Origin of the sequence: Halomonas sp. A3H3, from assembly GCF_000982975.1 — a bacterium.
Lineage (GTDB): Bacteria > Pseudomonadota > Gammaproteobacteria > Pseudomonadales > Halomonadaceae > Vreelandella > Vreelandella titanicae.
In genome coordinates this window covers 3,811,894-3,830,341 of sequence record NZ_HG423343.1, presented here as the reverse complement: position 1 = coordinate 3,830,341, position 18,448 = coordinate 3,811,894, and the positions used below count along the sequence as shown (strand labels likewise).

Genomic DNA, 18,448 nt, shown 5'->3' with positions numbered 1-18,448 from the left:
AGAACATACCGCCAACGCGCTACCCGCGTTATACTGGCGTTTTAGCCATAGCGGAGGAAGACCATGCTTCGGCGTCACTTTTTACGGATTTCGGGTGTACTGCTTGCCAGTGCATGGCTTGCTGGTTGCGCAAGCCCCCAATACTTACAGCTCAGCCCTGAACGCAGTACCCAGGTGCCGCAAGTTGGCTCAGGCCAGCAGGTGACTGTGATTGCCCAGGATGGACGCGAGAGCGACATCATTGGCAATCGAGCAGGCGGCGGCATGTCGACGGCGCACATTACCGTGAGTAGCCACGAGTTAATTCCACGCCTGCAAGAAGAAGCTGAGCGCGCGGTACGCGATATGGGCTTTAGCCCCACCACCGAGCAGGCCGAAGGCCGCCCGAGCTTGACGCTGGAACTTGCCAGCCTGAACTACGCCCGTGGCGACAGCGGCCAGCCACTGGTAGATGAAGCGCGTCTTGAAGGCGTTTTCCGCGCTATTGCTAAAAACAAGGGCACTACCTATACGGGCACCTACACCTCGCGCCGTACCCAGGGCTACGCCCTTAAGCCCGATGCCGACAGCAACGCACGGATGCTTAGCGACCTACTTAGCGATGGCATGAACCGCGCCTTTAGCGATCCAGAACTGGCCAATTTACTCGCACGCTAAGATTACCCTTTATAGAAACACCTCTGACTCGGGCTGCGCCTCTTTACTCCTAGAGCCGCGGCCCGCGTCGTTCAAGTGCCCATACGCTTTCCGTTCGGCCACGCTCATCGGGGCTGCCCTGTTCCAGAAACGTCAGCGTGAAGTTGGGGGTGAACAGGCTTTCGATTTCGCTGTTGGGCACGCTATAAGGCGGCCCAGCACTGCCCTCAGGATGCGACAAACTAATCAGCAACCCCTTGGCACCAGGCGGCACCAACTGAGCAAGGTGAAACGCATAGCGCTGCCTTGTTGCAGGTGGCAACGCTATCAGCGAGGCGCGATCATAAAATGCCCCGATCTCGGCGGCTTGCTGGATATGCAGGTGAAAAAAGTCCCCGCACCATAGCTCCACGCTGCCTTGGCGGGAAATCGTAAAATCTGCCTGACGGTAGCGGGATACCGATGTGCTGCGCTGAGCCAAAAACTGCTCAATGGCTTCCGGGGCAAACTCAATTCCCAGAACGGGATAACCCTCGTCTGCCAACCAGCGCATATCAAGGCTTTTACCGCACAGCGGCACCAATACCTTGGTGCCTTTAGCAACGCCGAGCGACGCCCAATGACGCAGCAACGCCGGGTGTGCCTGCTGCAGGTGAAAGCCTATACGCCCTTCTTGCCAGCGCTTGCGCCATTGATCGCTCATTATTTGGCCACCGTGAAGTCGATTGCACTAGCGAAGAGGAGGCTTATCGCGCCGTTAAAACCAGCGGTCACGCTTTTTACGCCGCCGCGGTAGGTGCGGCACAATCAGTCCCACCAACAAGCCTGCGCCAGCCACACCGCCGCCATACATGAAGTAACGCATCAGCAGGTCTTCCTCCTGGGTTTCCAGCCGCGCTTGAAGCGCCCTAACTTGCCGGCGGGACTGCTCCGCTTGCGCATCCAGCTCTTGGTTGCTGGCCTCAAGCTCGGCAATGCGACTCTCACGCAACTCTAGAGTCTCAGTCATTGAGGCCGTACGCTGTTCCCAGGTTTCATTGATGCCCTCAAGCTCGGCGGTGAGTTCCTCTACCTGGGCTTCTAACGCAGGTAGCTGTTCAACCGCACTGGGTGTTTCTTGAAGCTCATTGCTCAACACCCAGACCGCATTGCCATCACTGTTGCGCACTCGGGTGTAGTCACCGCTGGTTTCCAGCACCTCTACCTGCTCGCCTGCGTTGAGCGTGCCAATAATGCGGTAACCATCAGTTGGGCCGCTGCGCACATAGGTGCTCAGTTCATCGGTCACCCAGGCTTGGTTAGCAGATTGGGCAGTGGCATTGAGGCTGGTAACACTGAGTAAAATGCCAGCCGCAGCGGCGTAATTTCGATAACGAGTTCTATTTACTAGCATGACATCATGTCCTGATTAAAAACGCTGCAAGGCGGACGAAGCCAACAGCGCTTATCGCCTAACTTAGCGGTGCGCTTGTCTCATACGCTTACCCTTCTCCGCGCGGGGGCAACGGAAAGGGACGGGGGAACTCCGCTACCCGAGTATCGGTTTTGACCGCTTTCAATGGTCCTTCGCGCTCTACTTCATCAATGCGCACAATCGCATTTAACGGTAGGTAGCTACGCTTGACGCCATCGAAGGTTCGTTGCAATTTTTCAGTTGCAGGGTCAACCACTACCCGTGAAGCATCGTCAAAGACAAACTCCTCGACTTCAATAAAGCCCCAGAGTTCGCTTTGAAAGATTTCTCGGACGTATAAATCCCAAATTTCACCCTGCTGGTGGACCACCACACGGTAGATCGGCTTGGCCGCCATCTTGGCCTAATCCTCTTGCCATTCGTACATTAAAAGTTGAACCGCCTAGCTTACCATATTCCCATCGCCGCGCCTTTAGGCTTAACCCTTAGCAAGCTTAGCGTTAATACGACGGACAAAGCGCTCATTAGCCGGGCATGCGCCTCTCATGTATGGTAGCTAGCGTGGTTTAGCAATAATATTTTTTCACCAAGTAGGAGTCATCAACATGCAGAAGGATCCAAATAAGGGCTATATCGCTCTGTTAGGCTGGAGCCTCAATGCGATTGAAGCGGCCGAAAATTTTGACCGTCGCTACATTGTCGTTGCACCTGATTGGGCGGAAGAGTATTGCCAAAAACACGACATTCCCTACGTGCCTTGGAATTTCGAGCGACTCAATGACCGCTCGATGGAAATTGCCGAGACGCTTAAAGAGAAAGGCGTCGATGTCGCCATTCCACTCTACGAAGAGACCGTTGAGTGGGCCGGGGCCATCAACTCTGTGCTACTGGATAACCCGCGCCTTTACGGTCAGTCGTTGCTGCTACGCGATAAAGCGTTGATGAAGCGTCGCGCCCAACTTGGCGGCATCCGCGTGGGTATCTTTGAAGAAGCCCACGATAAAGAAGATGTCGTGCGCTTCCTAAAGCGCGTTAACCAGACACTGCTTAAGCTGGACGGCGACCCCAACGACCCGATTCACCTTAAAGCGTTTGATAAAGCAGGATGTCTTGGTCATCGCGTTATTCGTACCCCAGATGAAGTCGATACCATCCCGGAAGAAGAGTTCCCGGTACTGATGGAATCGCACCTGGATGGCTGGGAATTTGCCGTTGAAGCATGGGTTCACGATGGCAAAATCGCTTTCTTGAACATCTCAGAGTACGTGACGCTGGGTTACTCAGTGTTTGTGCCCGCATCGCCTGAACTTGAGATTTACCGCGAACAGATCACCCAACAGATCGAGAAGTTAATTAAAGCGTTCGACATTGAGTTTGGCTTGATCCATCCGGAATACTTTGTCACCAGCGATGGTGAGATGTACTTTGGCGAAGTAGCTTACCGTCCGCCCGGCTTCAAGGTATTCGAGCTGCTAGAGCGTGTTTACGGCTTCAATGCTTACCAGGCTTCCATGCTGGTGTTCGACCCGAAAACCACGAAAGAAGAAGTGGCCACGTTCTTTCCGAAAGAAGTGGTCGATGCCGATGGCTTTGCCGGTTGCTTTGGCGTTTACCCCCGCCGTCGTGTGGTCAGCCGCTTGGAAATTCCCGAAGAGACCGAAGATCACCCCTACTTCGAGTCTCATGAGCTAACCTCACCAGTAGAAGAAACCGTTACTAAACGCACCGCGTTTGGTACCCATTGGGGTCTGGTCTACTTCAAAGGCGAGGATGCGCATACGATTCGCGATCTGCTAAAACGCCAAGAAGACCTCGACTTCTATGTATAATCCCCGCTAACGCTGGGATAAGGAGTCACCGTGGAGACAGATCAAGTGACGTCTTCTCAAGAAGATAGCAAGCTCAATGGATTGTTGAGCAAATTTGATGACGCCGTTCGCCTGCTTACCCAGGCGCCCGCCTTCTCAAAACCCGCCAAGCTGCCGCGTGTGATGGACACTGCGCGTCGAGTACTGCTTCAGGACGGCGGTTGTGCAGCACTGGAGACCCGCGCGCAAGCGTTTGAGGACTCCGGTGTGTTTTTGGGCTCCGATTGGGAAACACCCCAATATTTGGTGCCGACTCTGACAACCTTCTCGCTGAAAAGCGCGGATGCCAATGTTGTCGTCATTGAGGCGCTAAGCGAGCTTCGGCTCCTAGCTGTGGCTAAAGGCAATTTTGAGCATCCACTGGTGTCCGCAGAGCATGCTCACCATTACCTGACTCAGGTAATGGCGATCAATTTGTGGCTACTGTTTTTACCGCCCAGCGAAGCGGAGCGGGAAACCCAGGGGCGCCTGGCCACTATTCCCCGCCAGCTTTTCCAGCATTTAGCCGAGCGCATCGGCTACGAGCACATTGTTGATCGCCTGATCGATGAGATTTGGCGCATTTTAAAACAGCGCCCTATTCAGGTTGATTCGATCAAACAGATGATCACCCAAATTGCGCTGTGTCAGGCCAACCCGGAAATTGATCTTGGCGCCAGCGGCCAGGGCGCCGACCGCCTGGTGAGTTCGCTTTATGGCCCAACTCAAGCCTGTCGTGAAGACCCTGGGGTCGACGTTTACCGTGATCGGTTAGAACGTATGGATCAGGCTGCTTTGCAGGCTGAATCCACCGGTTTCGCCCGGGCGATGCACGACACCGGCCTGGTATCGCCATATCACGCCGTATTACTGCGTCATCTACTCGAAGAGGGGGATCACTTACTCTCCGAAGCACTGGGCCTTTCATCTACCGGCCGCGACTGCCTGCTCTGCTACCGCGAGCTTGTTCAAGCGCTAATTCGTGGCGGCGTTTACCCTGCTACCGCTCAAGCGGTTTACGGCCTGGCGCTGATGCTTGAACGCGGCATTCTCTATCAGCCGCCGGTAGCACCGGCAATGTGGCGTCAGCTTAATCTACCGCTATCAGAGTGGGCACAGTCGCGACTCTCCATGGCCTATGGCGACACTGTTTCTCCCCGGGCACGCTTGATTGAGGGCGTGCTCTGCATGCTGGGATTACCGCTAGGCGTTGGTCAGGGCAACAACCCTACCTGCCAGTCGGCACGGGCGCTCTCCATGTGGGCCTATAACGACCCAGATTACCTGCTGCAGATGGTGGCCTGGGCGGCCCGGGATGACGAAATCATTATGCATTTTGAAGGACAAGCCATTTCATCAATGGCGAGTCTCTCAGGTGTGGCGACCCAGTTACCCATCGATCTCGACCCGGTTTCGCTGATTGTCGTGCCGCACTTGGATCGAATTTATGCCGAAATGGGCCGGCGCTGCATTGGCCGTGAAGGTGACCCTCACCGCTGGGTGAATCCTGAATTTCACGGCTGGTGGTCTGGCCGCGGCTTTCGCATCAATGTCGACGTTGCCACAGGTCAACTAAGCGATGTTGACGACTTTATACGCCACTTCTTCGCTTACTATCACCCTTATTACAATGGCAACCAGCCGCTGATTCACCCTCAGCCAGCGGGCATTGCGGTCACCGATAGCGCGGCGCGTTTTATCGGCTGGCACGCGATTACTATTTTGCGGGCCTCTCTCGACCCCTCTGATGTTATGCGGATTTACTTCTATAATCCCAACAATGATAGCGGGCAGGATTGGGGCGATGGCGTCATTGTGAGTACATCGGGCAATGGTGAACGTTTTGGCGAAGCCTCGCTGCCTTTTGAGCGCTTTGCATCGCGGCTGTATATTTACCACTATGATCCCCTGGAGCGCGTTGACATCGCCGACGTCACCAGCGAAGAGGTGGAAAATGTCAGACACTTCCTGCATCGGAGCTGGGGAGCCTCGCGCCTTCCACCTACCGAGCTACAGGCGGATCAAGGCTCCAACTCAACCCTCCCCCATTCACCGCTACCCGAAACGCCTCGCGACGAAGGGTAACAAGTACGCTTAGCGACACTTTCAATCACTATGATGCGACTCGATCAATTGTTGGTCATCCAGGGGCTGGCCAACTCGCGTACCCGCGCCCAAAGGCTTATTCGGCACGGGCGGATACGGCTTGCCGAGAACGGTAAGCCGTTAACCAAAGCATCCGAAAAATGGCCCGACGATACCCGGTTTGAAGTAGAGGACGATCCCGAAGAGCGCTATGTGTCCCGAGCAGGGTTGAAATTAGAGGCGGTGCTCACAGCGCTTGAGCTGCGTTTTGATGACGCTGTTGTGCTCGACATTGGTCAATCAACCGGCGGCTTCAGCGACTGTGCGCTGCACTTTGGCGCCCACCATGTGATTGGTGTAGAGGTTGGCCACGGACAGCTTGCACCTGAGTTGCGCAGCGACCCACGCGTCACCTGCCTGGAGGGGATAAATGCGCGCTCAATGAGTAGTAGCGAAGCCCTCAATAGCGCGCTTGCTGCTTTCCCCATTGATAGCGCCATCATGGATGTGTCGTTTATATCGCAAACGCTGATTCTGCCCGAGATTGCTGCCCTTCTGCCAGCGGGCGGTCAGTTGATTTCGCTGGTGAAACCGCAGTTTGAGCTAAGCCCTGGCGCCCTGGATAAACGTGGCGTGGTACGCGACGCTAAACGCTTTGCAGAAGTGGAGGCCAACATTCGTCGCAGTTGCGACGCCTGCGGACTTACCATTCAACATTGGCAGGAGAGCCCGATCACCGGTGGCGACGGCAACCGAGAATTTCTCCTGCATGCAGTAAAAGAGCCTTAAAAAAGAGAGCTTAAAGTGCATTACGTAGACGCAGGGGGCAACTGATTCGCCGACTGCACTTTAACCTCCTCGCCTTGCTCAGGGTGTAGCCACACATCCATCTGCTCAAACGCCACGCGTATACCCGCTTCGCGAAACAGCGCATCTATACGGCAGTTGATTTCATCGGCAGCAAACAGCCGGTCGAGCAGATCATTGACGAAAATACGCAGTTCAAAATTGAGGCTGTGCTGTCCATAGCTTAAACAGAAAACCTGAGGCTCTGGGTCGGTTAGCACGCGGGGGTTTTCGTCCGCCACCTTACGTAATAGCTGGTGCACCTTGGCCATATCGGAGCCGTGGGCCACACCGTAGGTGAGCACAACACGGGTGATATTATCCGACAATGACCAGTTGATCAGTTGGTCAGTCACAAAGGTTTTATTGGGGATAATAATCTCTTTACGGTCGAAATCGGTGACAGTGGTCGCACGGATACGGATACGGCTGACGGTGCCGTGCAAATTTCCCAGGGTAATCGTATCGCCAATCCTAATCGGGCGCTCAAACAGGATGATCAAGCCCGATATAAAGTTGGCAAAAATTTCCTGCAAGCCAAACCCCAACCCCACACTCAAGGCGGCCACCAGCCACTGCAGCTTGTCCCAGGAAACGCCCAGGGTCGACAGCCCCATGACAACCCCCGTACCCACAATGGTGTAGGAGAGCAGCGAGCTAATGGCATAGGCGCTGCCCTGTTTCAATGACAGCCGGGATAGCACCATCACTTCTAACAGGCCGGGTAGATTGCCTGCCATGATAAAGGTAATAGCGACAATCAGCAGTGCAGCAAAGACGTCGGATATCGATAGAGCGTTATCGACCAGATCCCCTTCTTGCGCCTCCCACAATGACACGTTGTCCAAATAGCCGAGCACCGAGAGCAAGTCTGACCAGACCAAATAAAGCAGCGCACTGAAGCCGATCAAGACAATCAACTTGGAAAGCCGCAGCGACTGGCTATTGATCTGCTCCATATCCAGCGGCGGCTCTTCCACGACTTCGAGACCACCTTCCGCCCCTTCCTGCACCTGAGCACGACGGCGCGCCAGAGCACGGCGATAGGCAAGCCGCCTTGCAGCCACCGCAAGGCTTCTTACCAAGGTCGCCTCCACCACAACCCATAACCCCAGCAAGTAAAGCGTGATCGCGAATCGCCCCACTAGGTGCAACGCGGTGTATTCGTAGCCCCAAACTACCAATCCCAACAGCATCAGCGGCACCGAGGCCATCGCAAGCCCCAACAGCAAGCGAAACAGGCGCACGCCAAAAATAGGGATATGCGCCAGTATCAACTGCGCCAGCCACCAGCTCATCGCCAACAACCCAAGCGACAGCAACCCCAACGCAACGGGACGCAGTGCCAGCGGGGTTTCCATCTCTCCAGACATCGCCGCAATGGCTATGACAGGCACCAAGGAAATGCCGAGCCCACCTAACAGCTGGCGTAACCGAGCGTTGTAGTGCGCAGACCAGGTAAAGTGGCGCTCGGCCACGCCATCGGCGACCAATAGCCTGCGGCCCCAGGCGACCACCGCCCAACTTAACGCCAACTGAAGCAGCGCAGGGGCAACGCTATTAGCCAATGGCCCAGTTGCCCCCAAGAGCCCAACCCCAACCCCCGCCAAGGCCAGCGGGCCGGAGAGCGCTAGCAGCGCATTCAGCAGCACCGCTTTGGGGGTATGCAGCTGGGTATCGCTTTTTAACCGACCAATCTGCGAGTGCAGTTTATCCAATCGGGCTTTAATCTGGCGTCGTGACCCGATTAATACCAGGCTTAATACCATCAGGGGCGCCCCTCTGAGCACCTCCCAAGAGAGCCCTTTCCAGCGAGTGGGTAAAATGGCTCGCCACTCCCCTTCCTGCCACTCCAGCTGGAGGTTGCGGGGCAATTGACGCAGCCAATTGATATCCAAAGGGCGACTATTAGCAACCCAAAACAGCTGCTCATCAATGGTTTTACGCAGCTCACTGGTCGTTGTGACCAGCTGCTGCTGGTTGAGCTGAAGCTCAATCGCCGCACTTAATAAGCTGCCGTAAGACTGTTCCAACTGCTCGACCAGCTCACGGCGGGATTGATAAAGCTGCGAAAGGGAATCGATCAGTCCCGGCGTCGCCTCTATGCCCTCCTCGGACAGCCGCGTAGCAGCATACTGTTCGCTTTGGCGTAGCTGATCGCGCTGGCGGACTAAATCAAACTGCTTTAAGCGCAGGTCGGCAATTTCGTCCTGCAAATCCCGGGGCGCAGACAACGGAGGCAGCGACTTGCGCTGTTCGCGCAGAATTCGCGACAGCAGTTGACTGCCGCGAATAGCCTCGATTTGCTCATTAAGGCTACGCTGTAGCTGACGCACGTTCTCCAACTGCCGCTGGGCTTCAATATTGTCACGCACAACAGTATTAGCACGGTCGGTTGCCCGTAGCAGCTCCAGGCTTAGGGTCTGGTTGGTTTGCTGCGCTTGCACCACCACCGGATGTCCCGCGGCGATCAGCGGGTTATCCCTGGCAGCGTCGGCAATGGCTTGTTCAGAGGCCAACCGACGCTGCCGATCAATCACCCCTTGTAACATCGTTAGCTGCTGCTCTTGATAATCGACCTGCAGCATCAGCACATCGCGCCGCTCCTGAGCTAATTCGCGCAGGCGGCTGTTAGCGCTTAGCTCGCGCTGATAAAAGCTTACTTCGCGTTCGGCCAGCGCCCGTTCAAGGCGTAATTGGATCAGTTGCGCATCGCTAAGGGCAGAAAGTTGACGATCCGCCAGCAAAGCCTCGCGCTCATCGTGCTGTCGGCGTAAACTTTCCGCGCGCTGAAGGGTTTCCGCAATGGATTGCTGGGCCCGCTCAGGGAGTGTTTGAGCGGCTAACAGTTGCGAGTTCACTTCCGCCAATTGGCTTTGCAACTGCTGCAGCTCGACCACGGCATTAGTTTGCAACGTTTCCAGCTCGTCGAGGGGGCGGTCGCTCAAGTCGGCAACCGTTAGCTGCTGCGAAGCTTCTTCCGCTTCGCTCAACTCGCGCTGCAGGCGTGCTAACATTTCAGGGGCTTGTTCTACCCGGGTATCTAGCGCGGCAAGACGCTCGTCAACAGAAGCCAGCCGCTCATAAGCTTCGAGGGCCGCTTCCAGGGCCTCTTTATCGTTGGCCTGCTGGGCGGTCAAGGGTTCTTCAAGGGCTTCTAACTGAGCAAGCCTTGATGCCAATTCAGCCTGCTCGGGCACCCGCTCCAGCATATTGGTCTGAAGCGCAGCGTAGGCTGGATTAATAGCGACACTGCTCATGACAAGCAGCAGGAACAAACAGGTTATACTCCACTTACAGGCGCATCTCACCACGTTACGTATCAACACGTTACTTAGGGCCTCGCTGACATCAAATGCTCCGCAGAGACGGAGAATGAGGTTATTGTCAGGCGTTCTGGTGGTCAGCGCAATCAGAGGTGTTGACTTCCACAGGCGGCGTGATAGAAACAAGCTTGGCGTTTACTTATTCCTTCATTTTGCGAGTCACCTTGATGGTCACCCGAAAATTGCCGTTGACGAAACTTATTGTTCTGCTGAGCCTTGCTACGTTTAGTGTGAATGCCGTTGCCGAGTCTCAGCAAGAGATTGAGGCGCGTATCCGTGCCCTCAATGCTGAACTGTATGATCTGCATCAACAGTTGCAGCAGATAGAAAACCCCGAAGACGCCGCGCTAGACATACCGTTTGAACAGTTGCCTGAAGAGGCTGCAAGGGAAGATTTAAGCGATCGCCGTGAACTTGAGCAGGAATCAACCCGGAATCCGTTTTCAATCACCACCCACCGCACCAACTATCTGTTCCCTGTTAGTTACAATGCTAACCAAAATCGTGAAAGTTTCCGCACGGTGGCTAACGGCACCCCCGCAGATCGCGTGGAGTTAAAATTCCAGTTCAGTGCCAAGGTTAATCTGGCTGAACAGGTATTCGGTAACTACGGCGACGTCTACTTTGGCTACACCCAGCGCAGTTGGTGGCAGGCTTATAATACCGACGCCTCATCACCCTTTAGGGAAACCAACTACGAGCCGGAAGTGTTTATCGACTTTGACAATGCCTGGGAAGCGCTTGGCTGGGTGAATACCCGCAACCGAGTATCTCTCAATCACCAGTCTAATGGTCGCTCAGATCCTCTCTCGCGCAGTTGGAACCGGGTATACCTTGAAAGCACCTTCCAGCGCGGCGACTGGGCGTTCACCCTGGCACCCCACTGGCGGGTACCGGAATCCTCAGAGGATGACGACAACCCGGATATCGAACGCTACATGGGATACGGCGATATTCGCCTCGCCAAGCGTCTCAATAATAACCATGAAGTGAGCGGTCAGTTACGCGGCAATCCCAGCGCTGGCAATATCGGCACCCAGATTGATTACAGCTGGCCCGCTTTCAACAGCTTGCGAGCGCATGTACAGTACTACTACGGATATGGTGAAAGCATGATCGATTATGATCATCGCGTGCACCGCTTGAGCCTTGGGTTTAGTTTAAATCCCTTATTTAGTGCGACAGGGCTGAACCGATAGACGCATTTGCTTGTCTGTTACTAGCTGACTGCTATGCTTGTAGTCAGCAGCAAAAATACAGTAACTAATAGTTAGTAGCCCAATCATTCACTCGTCAAAGGAAGACTCCATGGCTAAACGTCAACCCACCTACTCTACTCAAGCCGATCAACTCAAAGATGATCTGCGCCACTTGAGTGAAACCGTTGAAGAGCTGGTCAATGCGACCGCTAAAGATGCCAGCGGAGAGATGAACGATCTACGTACTCGCGCCGAACGTCGTTTGAAAGACACTCGTGCACGTCTTGAAGCTCGTGGCGAGCGTATTTATGACGAAACCCGCGACTCGCTGACTCATCAGGCCGATGCGTGTGATCGCTACGTCCATGAAAACCCCTGGACAAGTATTGGCATTGGTGCCGCAGTAGGTATGGTTGTGGGTATGCTGCTCGGTCGTCGCTAATGGCTTTGGGCCCCACCCAACGCGTCTTCTCTGCCGCCAAACGCTTGCTGAAATCGCTGATTGCGAATAGCGAAACCCGCCTGCGTTTGGCGGTGTTTGAGTTAGAAGAGGAGCGTGCTCGCTTACTGGTTCTACTTCTTCTGGCAGGAGCTAGCTTACTGCTGCTCTTGTTGGGTATTGCCACTTTGACGGCACTGGTAGTGGTTATATTCTGGGATACCTATCGCTTAACCGCCATTGCCATCAGTGCAGGTGTGCTGATCGGCGCCAGTTTGCTACTCGCGGTTATTGCGATTCGCCAGTCCAAGCAACACTCTCTGTTAAAAGAAACACTCAAACAGCTTGCTGCTGATCGAGCACTGCTTGAGGAGCCAAGTGATGAAACCATCCGCAGACACCGCTAAGCCACCAACCAAACCGCTCAGCCGCGCTGAACGCAAAGCGCTTTTGTTAGCCGAGCTAGAGCAGCAGCGCGTGGATATTTTGGTCGATAGCGAATTTTTACAGCAAGCCGCCTCACCACTGGATAGAAACTGGCAAAGCTTCAAGCTGCCGCTTTACGCCATTGGCGGCTTTGCTGCATTCAAGCTGATGCGCCACCCAGGTGGAGCAATGGCGGCAGGCAGAAAAGTCCTTGCGGGCTATATGCTACTCAAAAAACTTAAATTATTAGCCAAAGTGGCTAGTTAATTTGGACGGCTGTGCGGCTCGCTGACTGTACCTTAGAAGCCAGCGAGCGGAGATTAGCCAAACATCGTTTAAGGCGGCCACTCAGTGAAAAATTCTGGCCTGTCGGCCAACTTAATTTGATCACTTTCGTTAAATAGCTCGCTATTCGCTTTATACCCGACACATTTGGCCCGAAAGCTGAGCTTCTTGTGTGATTATCGGTATTTAGCGACTAACTGCTGAAAGATGCCGAAACATCAGGCGCCTGAGCACGCTTAACCAGAACTGCTGGTGCGGTCTCTTTGAGCCCCAAAGCCAGGACTCCAGCAATCACACAAATAGCGCTCATTAACCACAACGGTGCGGATTGGCCAACACTATCTGCCGCAGCGCCTGCTAGCGCCGGTAGAACCCCACCTCCCAATATCTCACCAATACCCATTACAAAACCCAGGGCTGTTGCAATATGGCGCGAATCGACGGTTTCAGAGGGAACGGTGGCCATAAAAAGCGGAAAGATGCCGTTCAATGCCCAACCAAAGAAAAACAACACTGCCAGAATAATAGCCGAGCCATCAAAATACATGGCGCTTAAGGTGAGGATGAGCCCCATAAATGGGGTAATTACCATTACTGGCTTACGACCAATTTTGTCAGAGATACCGCTGACGACGAAGCTTCCGACCGCTGCCGAGATGCCTAAAGTTCCCATCAGCCACCCCATGGTTTCAGCAGAATAACCACGTACACTGGTTAGGTAAATTGGCATGAAAGACCAGCAAGTTACTAAGTATCCAATCAATAACACCGCAATAAGCGAACATAGCAGCATATTTCGATGAGCGAAGACCTCTTTGAGACTTGGGCGCTGACAGGACTGATTCACACCCGTTGCGATAGGTACTGAAGATGCTGTCGGTTCACGCATTAACCACCAGAGGAGTCCAGCGGCTAGAAGACCTGGAAGCCCTGCAAGGAAAAACGCCTCTCGCCAGCCAAAAGCAGAAGCAACAGCCACAAGGACAACCGGCGCAGCAAAAGAACCCAATAAATTTGACCCGAAGTTCTGCATGACCCCCATAGCAATGCCCCGCCTTTCAGGAGTAACTTCTATTGCCGTTACTGATTGCGATATAGGCAGGATAGGGCCTTCTGCAACACCCATAAGCAATCTAGCACCGAGAAGCAATAAGAATGAGGTGGCAAGACCTGATAAAAAAGAGCAGAGAGAGAACACAATCGTCGCCATGATCAAAAATATCTTTCTTCGGCCACTTCGATCAGACATTGCACCAAATATTAAACCAGATATTGCCCAGGTGACTGATAACGCAGAGGCTGTTAGGCCTATCTGTAGGTTTGTCAAGGCCAACTCTGGCTGAACAAATGGCATCAGGAAGTTAAGTGCATTCCTGTCAAAAAATACAATGCCAAAGTTAAGGCTCAATAGAGTAACTAAAAGGATTTGATAACGAGTGTTATTGGGCGTGTTAGGCAGGGTAGCTGTATTATTGTTAGTCATGGCTTATTAACACCTTGCATTGATGGGTGCGCTTTTTTAACGCTTCAAATGCGGTTGGCACATTGTTAAGTGGCACGGTCTCGGTGATTAAATGGCGAGGCTCTACAACGCCAGAATCGAGAATATCCAACGCACTTTCGTATTCACGTCGTGAGAAGAAAACGGCAGTTTGAAGGCGTATTTCCTTTGATAAAGCACTAAAGGGTATAAAGCTGTCAGGCTTAGTGCATAAACCAAGAAGCAGAATCGTACCGTGCGTGCGAACCTGCTCAATGGCTTGCGCAATGAGACCAGGAACGCCCGCACACTCGAATACTATGTCTGCTGAACCTCCAAGTGACCGCTCTGCAGCTTTAATGGGTTGATATGGATCACAAACAAAACCGGTCGCCCCCATGTCATAGGCACGTTGTTCTTGGTATCGGGTAATATCCTGTATGACAACCGTCTGAGCGCCAAAGCGGCGCGCCCAAAAAGCGACAGCTAACCCGATAGGCCCAGCACCAAGGATGAGGACACGGTCACCAGGTTTCATGCCGGATAGCTGGAGACCATGGAGAGCAACGGCTAAAGGCTCTACAATTGCACCGTCGTCCATGCTTGCATTGAGAGGAAGAGGTACGCACTGGCGCGCAGCGGTGACGGCATATTCACCATATCCCCCTCCCTCCAACGCCATATCTAGACACCAAGCAGGATTCCCAGAACGGCATGCAGCGCAATAACCGCAACTTCGGAAAGGTATAACGGATACAAGATCTCCTATAGATACATCACTGACTTTTCGACCTAAAGCGACTATCTCGCCTGCATATTCGTGACCCAGCACATCGCCAGGACAAATGCCGAAAATGGGATCCTCAGTCATATGGAGATCGGAGCCACAAATTCCACATCGTTTCACCTGGATGACAACCTCATCGTCTCCTGGTGTAGGGTCTGGAAGTTCGCAAACATCTAAAGGCTGGTGTAACCCCTGAAAGACGGCAGCACGCATCAGCCCACCCTCCCAAGAGAAGTGCCTCCGTCAATAACCAATTGAGCACCGGTCATATAGGAAGAGGCGTCAGAGGCTAGGTATAGCGCCAGTGCCTTGATCTGTTCAGGATCAGCGATTTCCCCTAGAGGTACCTTGGCGTTCCAGGCCTGGCGAACTGCTTCGTCTTTCAACCAGCCACCACCAATGTTGGTTACGAAACCGCCGGGCGCGATAGTGTTGACCCGGATCCGGAACTCTGCCAACTCTAAGGCAACTTGACGTACTAAATGGGACACTCCCGCTTTTGCAGGCATGTAAGCAAGCCCGACCACAGGCTCTGTAATAAAGGCAGCATTGGAGGACGTGACAACAATTGATCCTCGACGCCGTGGCTTCATGTATTTAGCTGCCACTCGCAGAGTATTAAAGACCCCCGTCAGATTAATAGAAATTGTTCTATCCCAGCGGGCTGGATCTAAAACGTCAATCTGACCATCTCTATTTCGCCCTCCTGAAGGGTTCCAAAACCCTGCCCCAGGATCGATCCCCGCATTAGCAAAAACAATATCCAAGTTGCCAAACTGGCGGACATGTTCTTCGAAGGCTCGACTGGTCTGCATTCGATCAGCGACATCTAGCTGGACAGCATGAACCTTGCAGCCTTCGTCACGGAGCCTTTGTGCCTCACATTCGGCTGCGTCGATGTTTATATCCGCTAGTGTCACGTTAGCGCCGTTTTCTGCCAACGCTTCGGCATAGGCAAGTCCTAAACCTGAGGCTCCCCCCGTGATCAGGGCTGAACGCCCTTCTACGCTGAATTGCTCTAATACACGCATACCCCACCTCATAGAAATAACTGCTCATTGATGGGGATATTGTGTTCTTCACAGTAAGTGACGTAGTGATTGATGAACCAGAAAACATCCAGCGTTTCTGCCCACTCCCCCTTCTCATCGAAGAACTCGTTAGCTCCCTGCATCCAAAATAGAGCTTTCATTCCATTAGCATCGTCGGTCACTAACGTGTGAGCCTGTCCGGGCATTTCCGTTATAAACTCTCCAGGCCCGCAAACCCAGTCGTATTCCAAATATCGGAAAGATCCCTCCATTCCTACAGCCCATACCATTCCTCGGTGCTTATGGGTACCAATCACACCAGGGCTTTTAATCCATAAAATATTGCAATAAACATTATTTCTTACATCAAAGGCCAGATGCCGTATAGCTGCATTATCACCAAAAGGAACCCATGGGCTTTCTACCTCAGAGAGCCCTACATAGCTTCCCTCACGCCCAAATCGGTCTTGCATTGCCTTCATTGGTTCAGGAACTTCTACGATACGATAAGCATTACTAGCGGGTGCATTAGCCATTATTGTTCTCACTTTATTTATGGAAACGATGTATTACAGAGAACTATTCAGCAATTGCTATGCCAACTACTCAAAACCTAGACCTTAGTATAAAAAATCAAGTAAAATTCTTATTATTCAAAGGAAGTTAAGAGACTAGACACGACTAAAGTACAACTGAAGGATTGAACAAGACTCGCCAGTATTTAATTAATTTAATATTTTTAATAAAAAAATGAGAAAGACATGACAAAAAAAATGATGCTTTCGAAAATGACAACGCAACCCAATCAAGCGAGTTCTTGTAAGATAGGCCTTGATGATGGAGACCCACCCACTTTACGTGATTTGACAGAGAGGCTGCGCCTTACCCCTAACGATGGAAAAATTTGGTTCGATGATCGCCGCATGGTGCTACTTGGGGCTAATGCATTTGGTGTGTTGCGCAGGGAAATCATTGAATCACTAGGCTTTTCTAGAGCATGCAGCTTGCTGATGCGCGTAGGTTTTTCAGCTGGATCTGCCGACGCAGCTTTTGTACGAAAACATTGGCCACTAAACGATGAAGCTGGTGCGTTGACCGCGGGGGAGCGGTTACATGCAGTCATGGGGATGGTTAAAGTCGAAACGGTACGACGCGACCACGACATCCCGAACGGTATTTTCAATGCCGAGTTCCTTTGGCATGGTTCAATCGAGGCCGCCGAACATATAAATGCGTACGGCCTATCACGTGAACCGGTTTGCTGGATGCAGCTAGGTTATGCCAGCGGCTACGCCAGTGCTTTCTACGGTAAGCGAGTGATATATCGTGAGTTGGAGTGTGCTGGCTGCGGCGGCTCTTTCTGCCGAATCGTAGGTGAGATGACAAACCAAGAAATAGGCAGTACCCATGACCTTAGCTGGCTCACTCCAGGAGAATACCTTGCGCCTAGAGCGCGTAAGTCGTCTCGACAAACCCCTGGCGTGACGACAGCGTCATCTCCTGCCTCTATCCGTGAGAAAATAGATACCCAAAAGATCGTGGGTATTTCAGCAGCCGTCAGTATTGCTTTGCAGAAGATCGAAAGAGTCGCGCCAACGCCAGCCACGGTACTGTTCAATGGAGAATCCGGTGTTGGGAAAGACTTGTTTGCTAACGAGCTTCACCGCAAAAGCAACTTGGCAAACGGCCCCTTTATCGCCCTTAACTGTGCTGCAATCCCTGACACATTGGTTGAGGCAGAGCTGTTTGGCGTAGAGAAAGGTGCGTTTACAGGTGCAGAAAAAAGTCGACCGGGTCGGTTCGAACAAGCCAATGGGGGCACACTATTTCTTGATGAAATTCCATCATTAAGTTATGAGGCACAAGGTAAGCTTCTGCGCACCCTGCAGAATGGCGAAATAGAAAGAGTCGGTGGAGCACACCCTATCCAAGTTAACGTCAGGGTTGTTGCCGCCTCAAATAAAGATCTTTTCAAGGAAGTGCAGAATGGACTATTCAGAGAGGATCTTTATTACCGCTTAAATGTTTTTCCTATTCGCCTTCCCCCTCTTAGAGAACGCCAGGATGATATCCCCTTATTGATCGAACATTTTTTATACCGCTACTCAAACGTTTATAAAAAAAATATTCCAGGACTCACCCGAAAGGCTAGTGAAGCACTTTTAGACTATAGTTACCCTGGAAATATTCGCGAGCTGCAGAATTTAATAGAACGTGGCGTGATTAACGCGCTAGATTCTGAACCGCTCAATGTGTTTCATATGTTTGATGACGTTGGCTTTGCCACAAAACTCAACCCCCCTGGTCAGTCAGGTCTCAATATTGATCCCACAGGGGAACTGGAGGCTGGCACAAGTGGGCCTGATCTATTGGGCCGGGGTAAGCTTGACGATACGCAGAAGAGCGCTAAATGTCACCGGAGAAGTGAGGCAGAAATTTTGTCAAATGCACTTTATAAAACAGATGGCAACGTGTCGAAGGCCGCCAGAGAACTAGGCGTAACGAGAGCTAAGCTAGCCTATCGAATTCAAAAAGCTGGATTAGATCCTAGTCTGTTTCGGCACTTGTAAGGAAGCGCCTGATCGACCTACCAGCCGACCTCTTGGCAGCATTGCCCTAGGCTCTGTTGACTTTTCAGCGCTGCCAT

17 protein-coding genes are annotated in these 18,448 nt (G+C 52.7%); 9 read left to right on the top strand and 8 right to left on the bottom strand.

Features of this window, described 5'->3' with window-relative positions:
- The first annotated feature begins 63 nt into the window (after positions 1-63).
- The gene (locus tag HALA3H3_RS17145) at positions 64-657 is read left to right on the top strand and encodes a YajG family lipoprotein (RefSeq protein ID WP_022522796.1); all 594 of its coding nucleotides are present in this window, start codon (positions 64-66) and stop codon (positions 655-657) included.
- Positions 658-706: 49 nt separating this feature from the next.
- Here HALA3H3_RS17145 and HALA3H3_RS17140 read toward each other — a convergent pair whose 3' ends face one another.
- The 3 genes from HALA3H3_RS17140 to HALA3H3_RS17130 all read right to left on the bottom strand — a co-directional run bounded on the left by HALA3H3_RS17140 (position 707) and on the right by HALA3H3_RS17130 (position 2,447).
- Positions 707-1,339: a class I SAM-dependent methyltransferase gene (locus HALA3H3_RS17140; protein ID WP_022522795.1), complete on the bottom strand. Its 633-nt coding sequence runs from the start codon at positions 1,337-1,339 to the stop codon at positions 707-709.
- Positions 1,340-1,393: 54 nt separating this feature from the next.
- The gene (locus tag HALA3H3_RS17135) at positions 1,394-2,029 is read right to left on the bottom strand and encodes a TIGR04211 family SH3 domain-containing protein (RefSeq protein ID WP_009287976.1); all 636 of its coding nucleotides are present in this window, start codon (positions 2,027-2,029) and stop codon (positions 1,394-1,396) included.
- An 88-nt stretch (positions 2,030-2,117) separates the two neighbouring features.
- Complete coding sequence (locus HALA3H3_RS17130; protein WP_022522794.1) at positions 2,118-2,447, bottom strand: DUF1820 family protein; 330 nt, start codon at positions 2,445-2,447, stop codon at positions 2,118-2,120.
- A gap of 208 nt (positions 2,448-2,655) precedes the next feature.
- Between HALA3H3_RS17130 and HALA3H3_RS17125 the strand changes: the two genes are divergently transcribed.
- From HALA3H3_RS17125 to HALA3H3_RS17115, 3 genes are read left to right on the top strand one after another with little or no spacing between them, the layout of a single operon-like run.
- Positions 2,656-3,879, top strand: a complete 1,224-nt coding sequence (locus HALA3H3_RS17125; RefSeq protein WP_009287975.1) for an ATP-grasp domain-containing protein — start codon at positions 2,656-2,658, stop codon at positions 3,877-3,879.
- A gap of 30 nt (positions 3,880-3,909) precedes the next feature.
- Positions 3,910-5,982 carry a hypothetical protein gene (locus tag HALA3H3_RS17120; RefSeq protein WP_022522793.1) on the top strand — a complete coding sequence of 691 codons (2,073 nt, stop codon included), beginning with the start codon at positions 3,910-3,912 and terminating at the stop codon, positions 5,980-5,982.
- A gap of 30 nt (positions 5,983-6,012) precedes the next feature.
- On the top strand, positions 6,013-6,771 hold the full coding sequence (locus tag HALA3H3_RS17115) for a TlyA family RNA methyltransferase (protein ID WP_022522792.1): 759 nt from the start codon (positions 6,013-6,015) through the stop codon (positions 6,769-6,771).
- A 20-nt stretch (positions 6,772-6,791) separates the two neighbouring features.
- On the opposite strand, the gene mscK is transcribed toward HALA3H3_RS17115, so the two are convergent.
- Positions 6,792-10,106 (bottom strand): mechanosensitive channel MscK, encoded by a 3,315-nt coding sequence (mscK, locus tag HALA3H3_RS17110; protein ID WP_022522791.1) that lies wholly within the window; start codon positions 10,104-10,106, stop codon positions 6,792-6,794.
- Between the two features lie 215 nt (positions 10,107-10,321).
- Between mscK and HALA3H3_RS17105 the strand changes: the two genes are divergently transcribed.
- From HALA3H3_RS17105 to HALA3H3_RS17090, 4 genes are all read left to right on the top strand, one after another.
- The gene (locus HALA3H3_RS17105) at positions 10,322-11,353 is read left to right on the top strand and encodes a phospholipase A (RefSeq protein WP_022522790.1); all 1,032 of its coding nucleotides are present in this window, start codon (positions 10,322-10,324) and stop codon (positions 11,351-11,353) included.
- A gap of 109 nt (positions 11,354-11,462) precedes the next feature.
- A complete protein-coding gene (locus HALA3H3_RS17100; RefSeq protein WP_022522789.1) occupies positions 11,463-11,795 on the top strand; it encodes a DUF883 family protein in 333 nt (110 codons plus the stop codon).
- On the top strand, positions 11,795-12,199 hold the full coding sequence (locus HALA3H3_RS17095) for a phage holin family protein (RefSeq protein WP_022522788.1): 405 nt from the start codon (positions 11,795-11,797) through the stop codon (positions 12,197-12,199). Before HALA3H3_RS17100 ends, HALA3H3_RS17095 begins: the two co-directional genes overlap by 1 nt.
- Positions 12,174-12,485 carry a YqjK-like family protein gene (locus tag HALA3H3_RS17090; RefSeq protein ID WP_022522787.1) on the top strand — a complete coding sequence of 104 codons (312 nt, stop codon included), beginning with the start codon at positions 12,174-12,176 and terminating at the stop codon, positions 12,483-12,485. Before HALA3H3_RS17095 ends, HALA3H3_RS17090 begins: the two co-directional genes overlap by 26 nt.
- Positions 12,486-12,696: 211 nt before the next feature.
- Here HALA3H3_RS17090 and HALA3H3_RS17085 read toward each other — a convergent pair whose 3' ends face one another.
- Genes HALA3H3_RS17085 through HALA3H3_RS17070 form a run of 4 tightly spaced genes read right to left on the bottom strand, consistent with a single transcriptional unit; the run spans position 12,697 to position 16,337 of the window.
- Positions 12,697-13,986: an MFS transporter gene (locus HALA3H3_RS17085; RefSeq protein ID WP_022522786.1), complete on the bottom strand. Its 1,290-nt coding sequence runs from the start codon at positions 13,984-13,986 to the stop codon at positions 12,697-12,699.
- Positions 13,979-14,983: an alcohol dehydrogenase catalytic domain-containing protein gene (locus HALA3H3_RS17080; RefSeq protein WP_022522785.1), complete on the bottom strand. Its 1,005-nt coding sequence runs from the start codon at positions 14,981-14,983 to the stop codon at positions 13,979-13,981. Before HALA3H3_RS17080 ends, HALA3H3_RS17085 begins: the two co-directional genes overlap by 8 nt.
- Positions 14,983-15,801: an SDR family NAD(P)-dependent oxidoreductase gene (locus tag HALA3H3_RS17075; protein ID WP_027958417.1), complete on the bottom strand. Its 819-nt coding sequence runs from the start codon at positions 15,799-15,801 to the stop codon at positions 14,983-14,985. Before HALA3H3_RS17075 ends, HALA3H3_RS17080 begins: the two co-directional genes overlap by 1 nt.
- A gap of 8 nt (positions 15,802-15,809) precedes the next feature.
- Positions 15,810-16,337 (bottom strand): 2,4'-dihydroxyacetophenone dioxygenase family protein, encoded by a 528-nt coding sequence (locus tag HALA3H3_RS17070; protein ID WP_022522783.1) that lies wholly within the window; start codon positions 16,335-16,337, stop codon positions 15,810-15,812.
- A gap of 225 nt (positions 16,338-16,562) precedes the next feature.
- Here HALA3H3_RS17070 and HALA3H3_RS17065 point away from each other — a divergent pair, with 225 nt between their 5' ends.
- The gene (locus HALA3H3_RS17065) at positions 16,563-18,371 is read left to right on the top strand and encodes a sigma-54-dependent Fis family transcriptional regulator (protein ID WP_022522782.1); all 1,809 of its coding nucleotides are present in this window, start codon (positions 16,563-16,565) and stop codon (positions 18,369-18,371) included.
- Positions 18,372-18,448 lie beyond the last annotated feature (77 nt).

Excerpts from the sequence above, each read along its gene's own strand:
- HALA3H3_RS17145 (WP_022522796.1), top strand. The coding sequence starts at position 64 with ATGCTTCGGCGTCACTTTTTACGGATTTCGGGTGTACTGCTTGCCAGT.
- HALA3H3_RS17140 (WP_022522795.1), bottom strand. The coding sequence starts at position 1,339 with ATGAGCGATCAATGGCGCAAGCGCTGGCAAGAAGGGCGTATAGGCTTT.
- HALA3H3_RS17135 (WP_009287976.1), bottom strand. The coding sequence starts at position 2,029 with ATGCTAGTAAATAGAACTCGTTATCGAAATTACGCCGCTGCGGCTGGC.
- HALA3H3_RS17130 (WP_022522794.1), bottom strand. The coding sequence starts at position 2,447 with ATGGCGGCCAAGCCGATCTACCGTGTGGTGGTCCACCAGCAGGGTGAA.
- HALA3H3_RS17125 (WP_009287975.1), top strand. The coding sequence starts at position 2,656 with ATGCAGAAGGATCCAAATAAGGGCTATATCGCTCTGTTAGGCTGGAGC.
- HALA3H3_RS17115 (WP_022522792.1), top strand. The coding sequence starts at position 6,013 with ATGATGCGACTCGATCAATTGTTGGTCATCCAGGGGCTGGCCAACTCG.
- HALA3H3_RS17105 (WP_022522790.1), top strand. The coding sequence starts at position 10,322 with ATGGTCACCCGAAAATTGCCGTTGACGAAACTTATTGTTCTGCTGAGC.
- HALA3H3_RS17100 (WP_022522789.1), top strand. The coding sequence starts at position 11,463 with ATGGCTAAACGTCAACCCACCTACTCTACTCAAGCCGATCAACTCAAA.
- HALA3H3_RS17095 (WP_022522788.1), top strand. The coding sequence starts at position 11,795 with ATGGCTTTGGGCCCCACCCAACGCGTCTTCTCTGCCGCCAAACGCTTG.
- HALA3H3_RS17090 (WP_022522787.1), top strand. The coding sequence starts at position 12,174 with ATGAAACCATCCGCAGACACCGCTAAGCCACCAACCAAACCGCTCAGC.
- HALA3H3_RS17085 (WP_022522786.1), bottom strand. The coding sequence starts at position 13,986 with ATGACTAACAATAATACAGCTACCCTGCCTAACACGCCCAATAACACT.
- HALA3H3_RS17080 (WP_022522785.1), bottom strand. The coding sequence starts at position 14,983 with ATGCGTGCTGCCGTCTTTCAGGGGTTACACCAGCCTTTAGATGTTTGC.
- HALA3H3_RS17075 (WP_027958417.1), bottom strand. The coding sequence starts at position 15,801 with ATGCGTGTATTAGAGCAATTCAGCGTAGAAGGGCGTTCAGCCCTGATC.
- HALA3H3_RS17070 (WP_022522783.1), bottom strand. The coding sequence starts at position 16,337 with ATGGCTAATGCACCCGCTAGTAATGCTTATCGTATCGTAGAAGTTCCT.
- HALA3H3_RS17065 (WP_022522782.1), top strand. The coding sequence starts at position 16,563 with ATGACAAAAAAAATGATGCTTTCGAAAATGACAACGCAACCCAATCAA.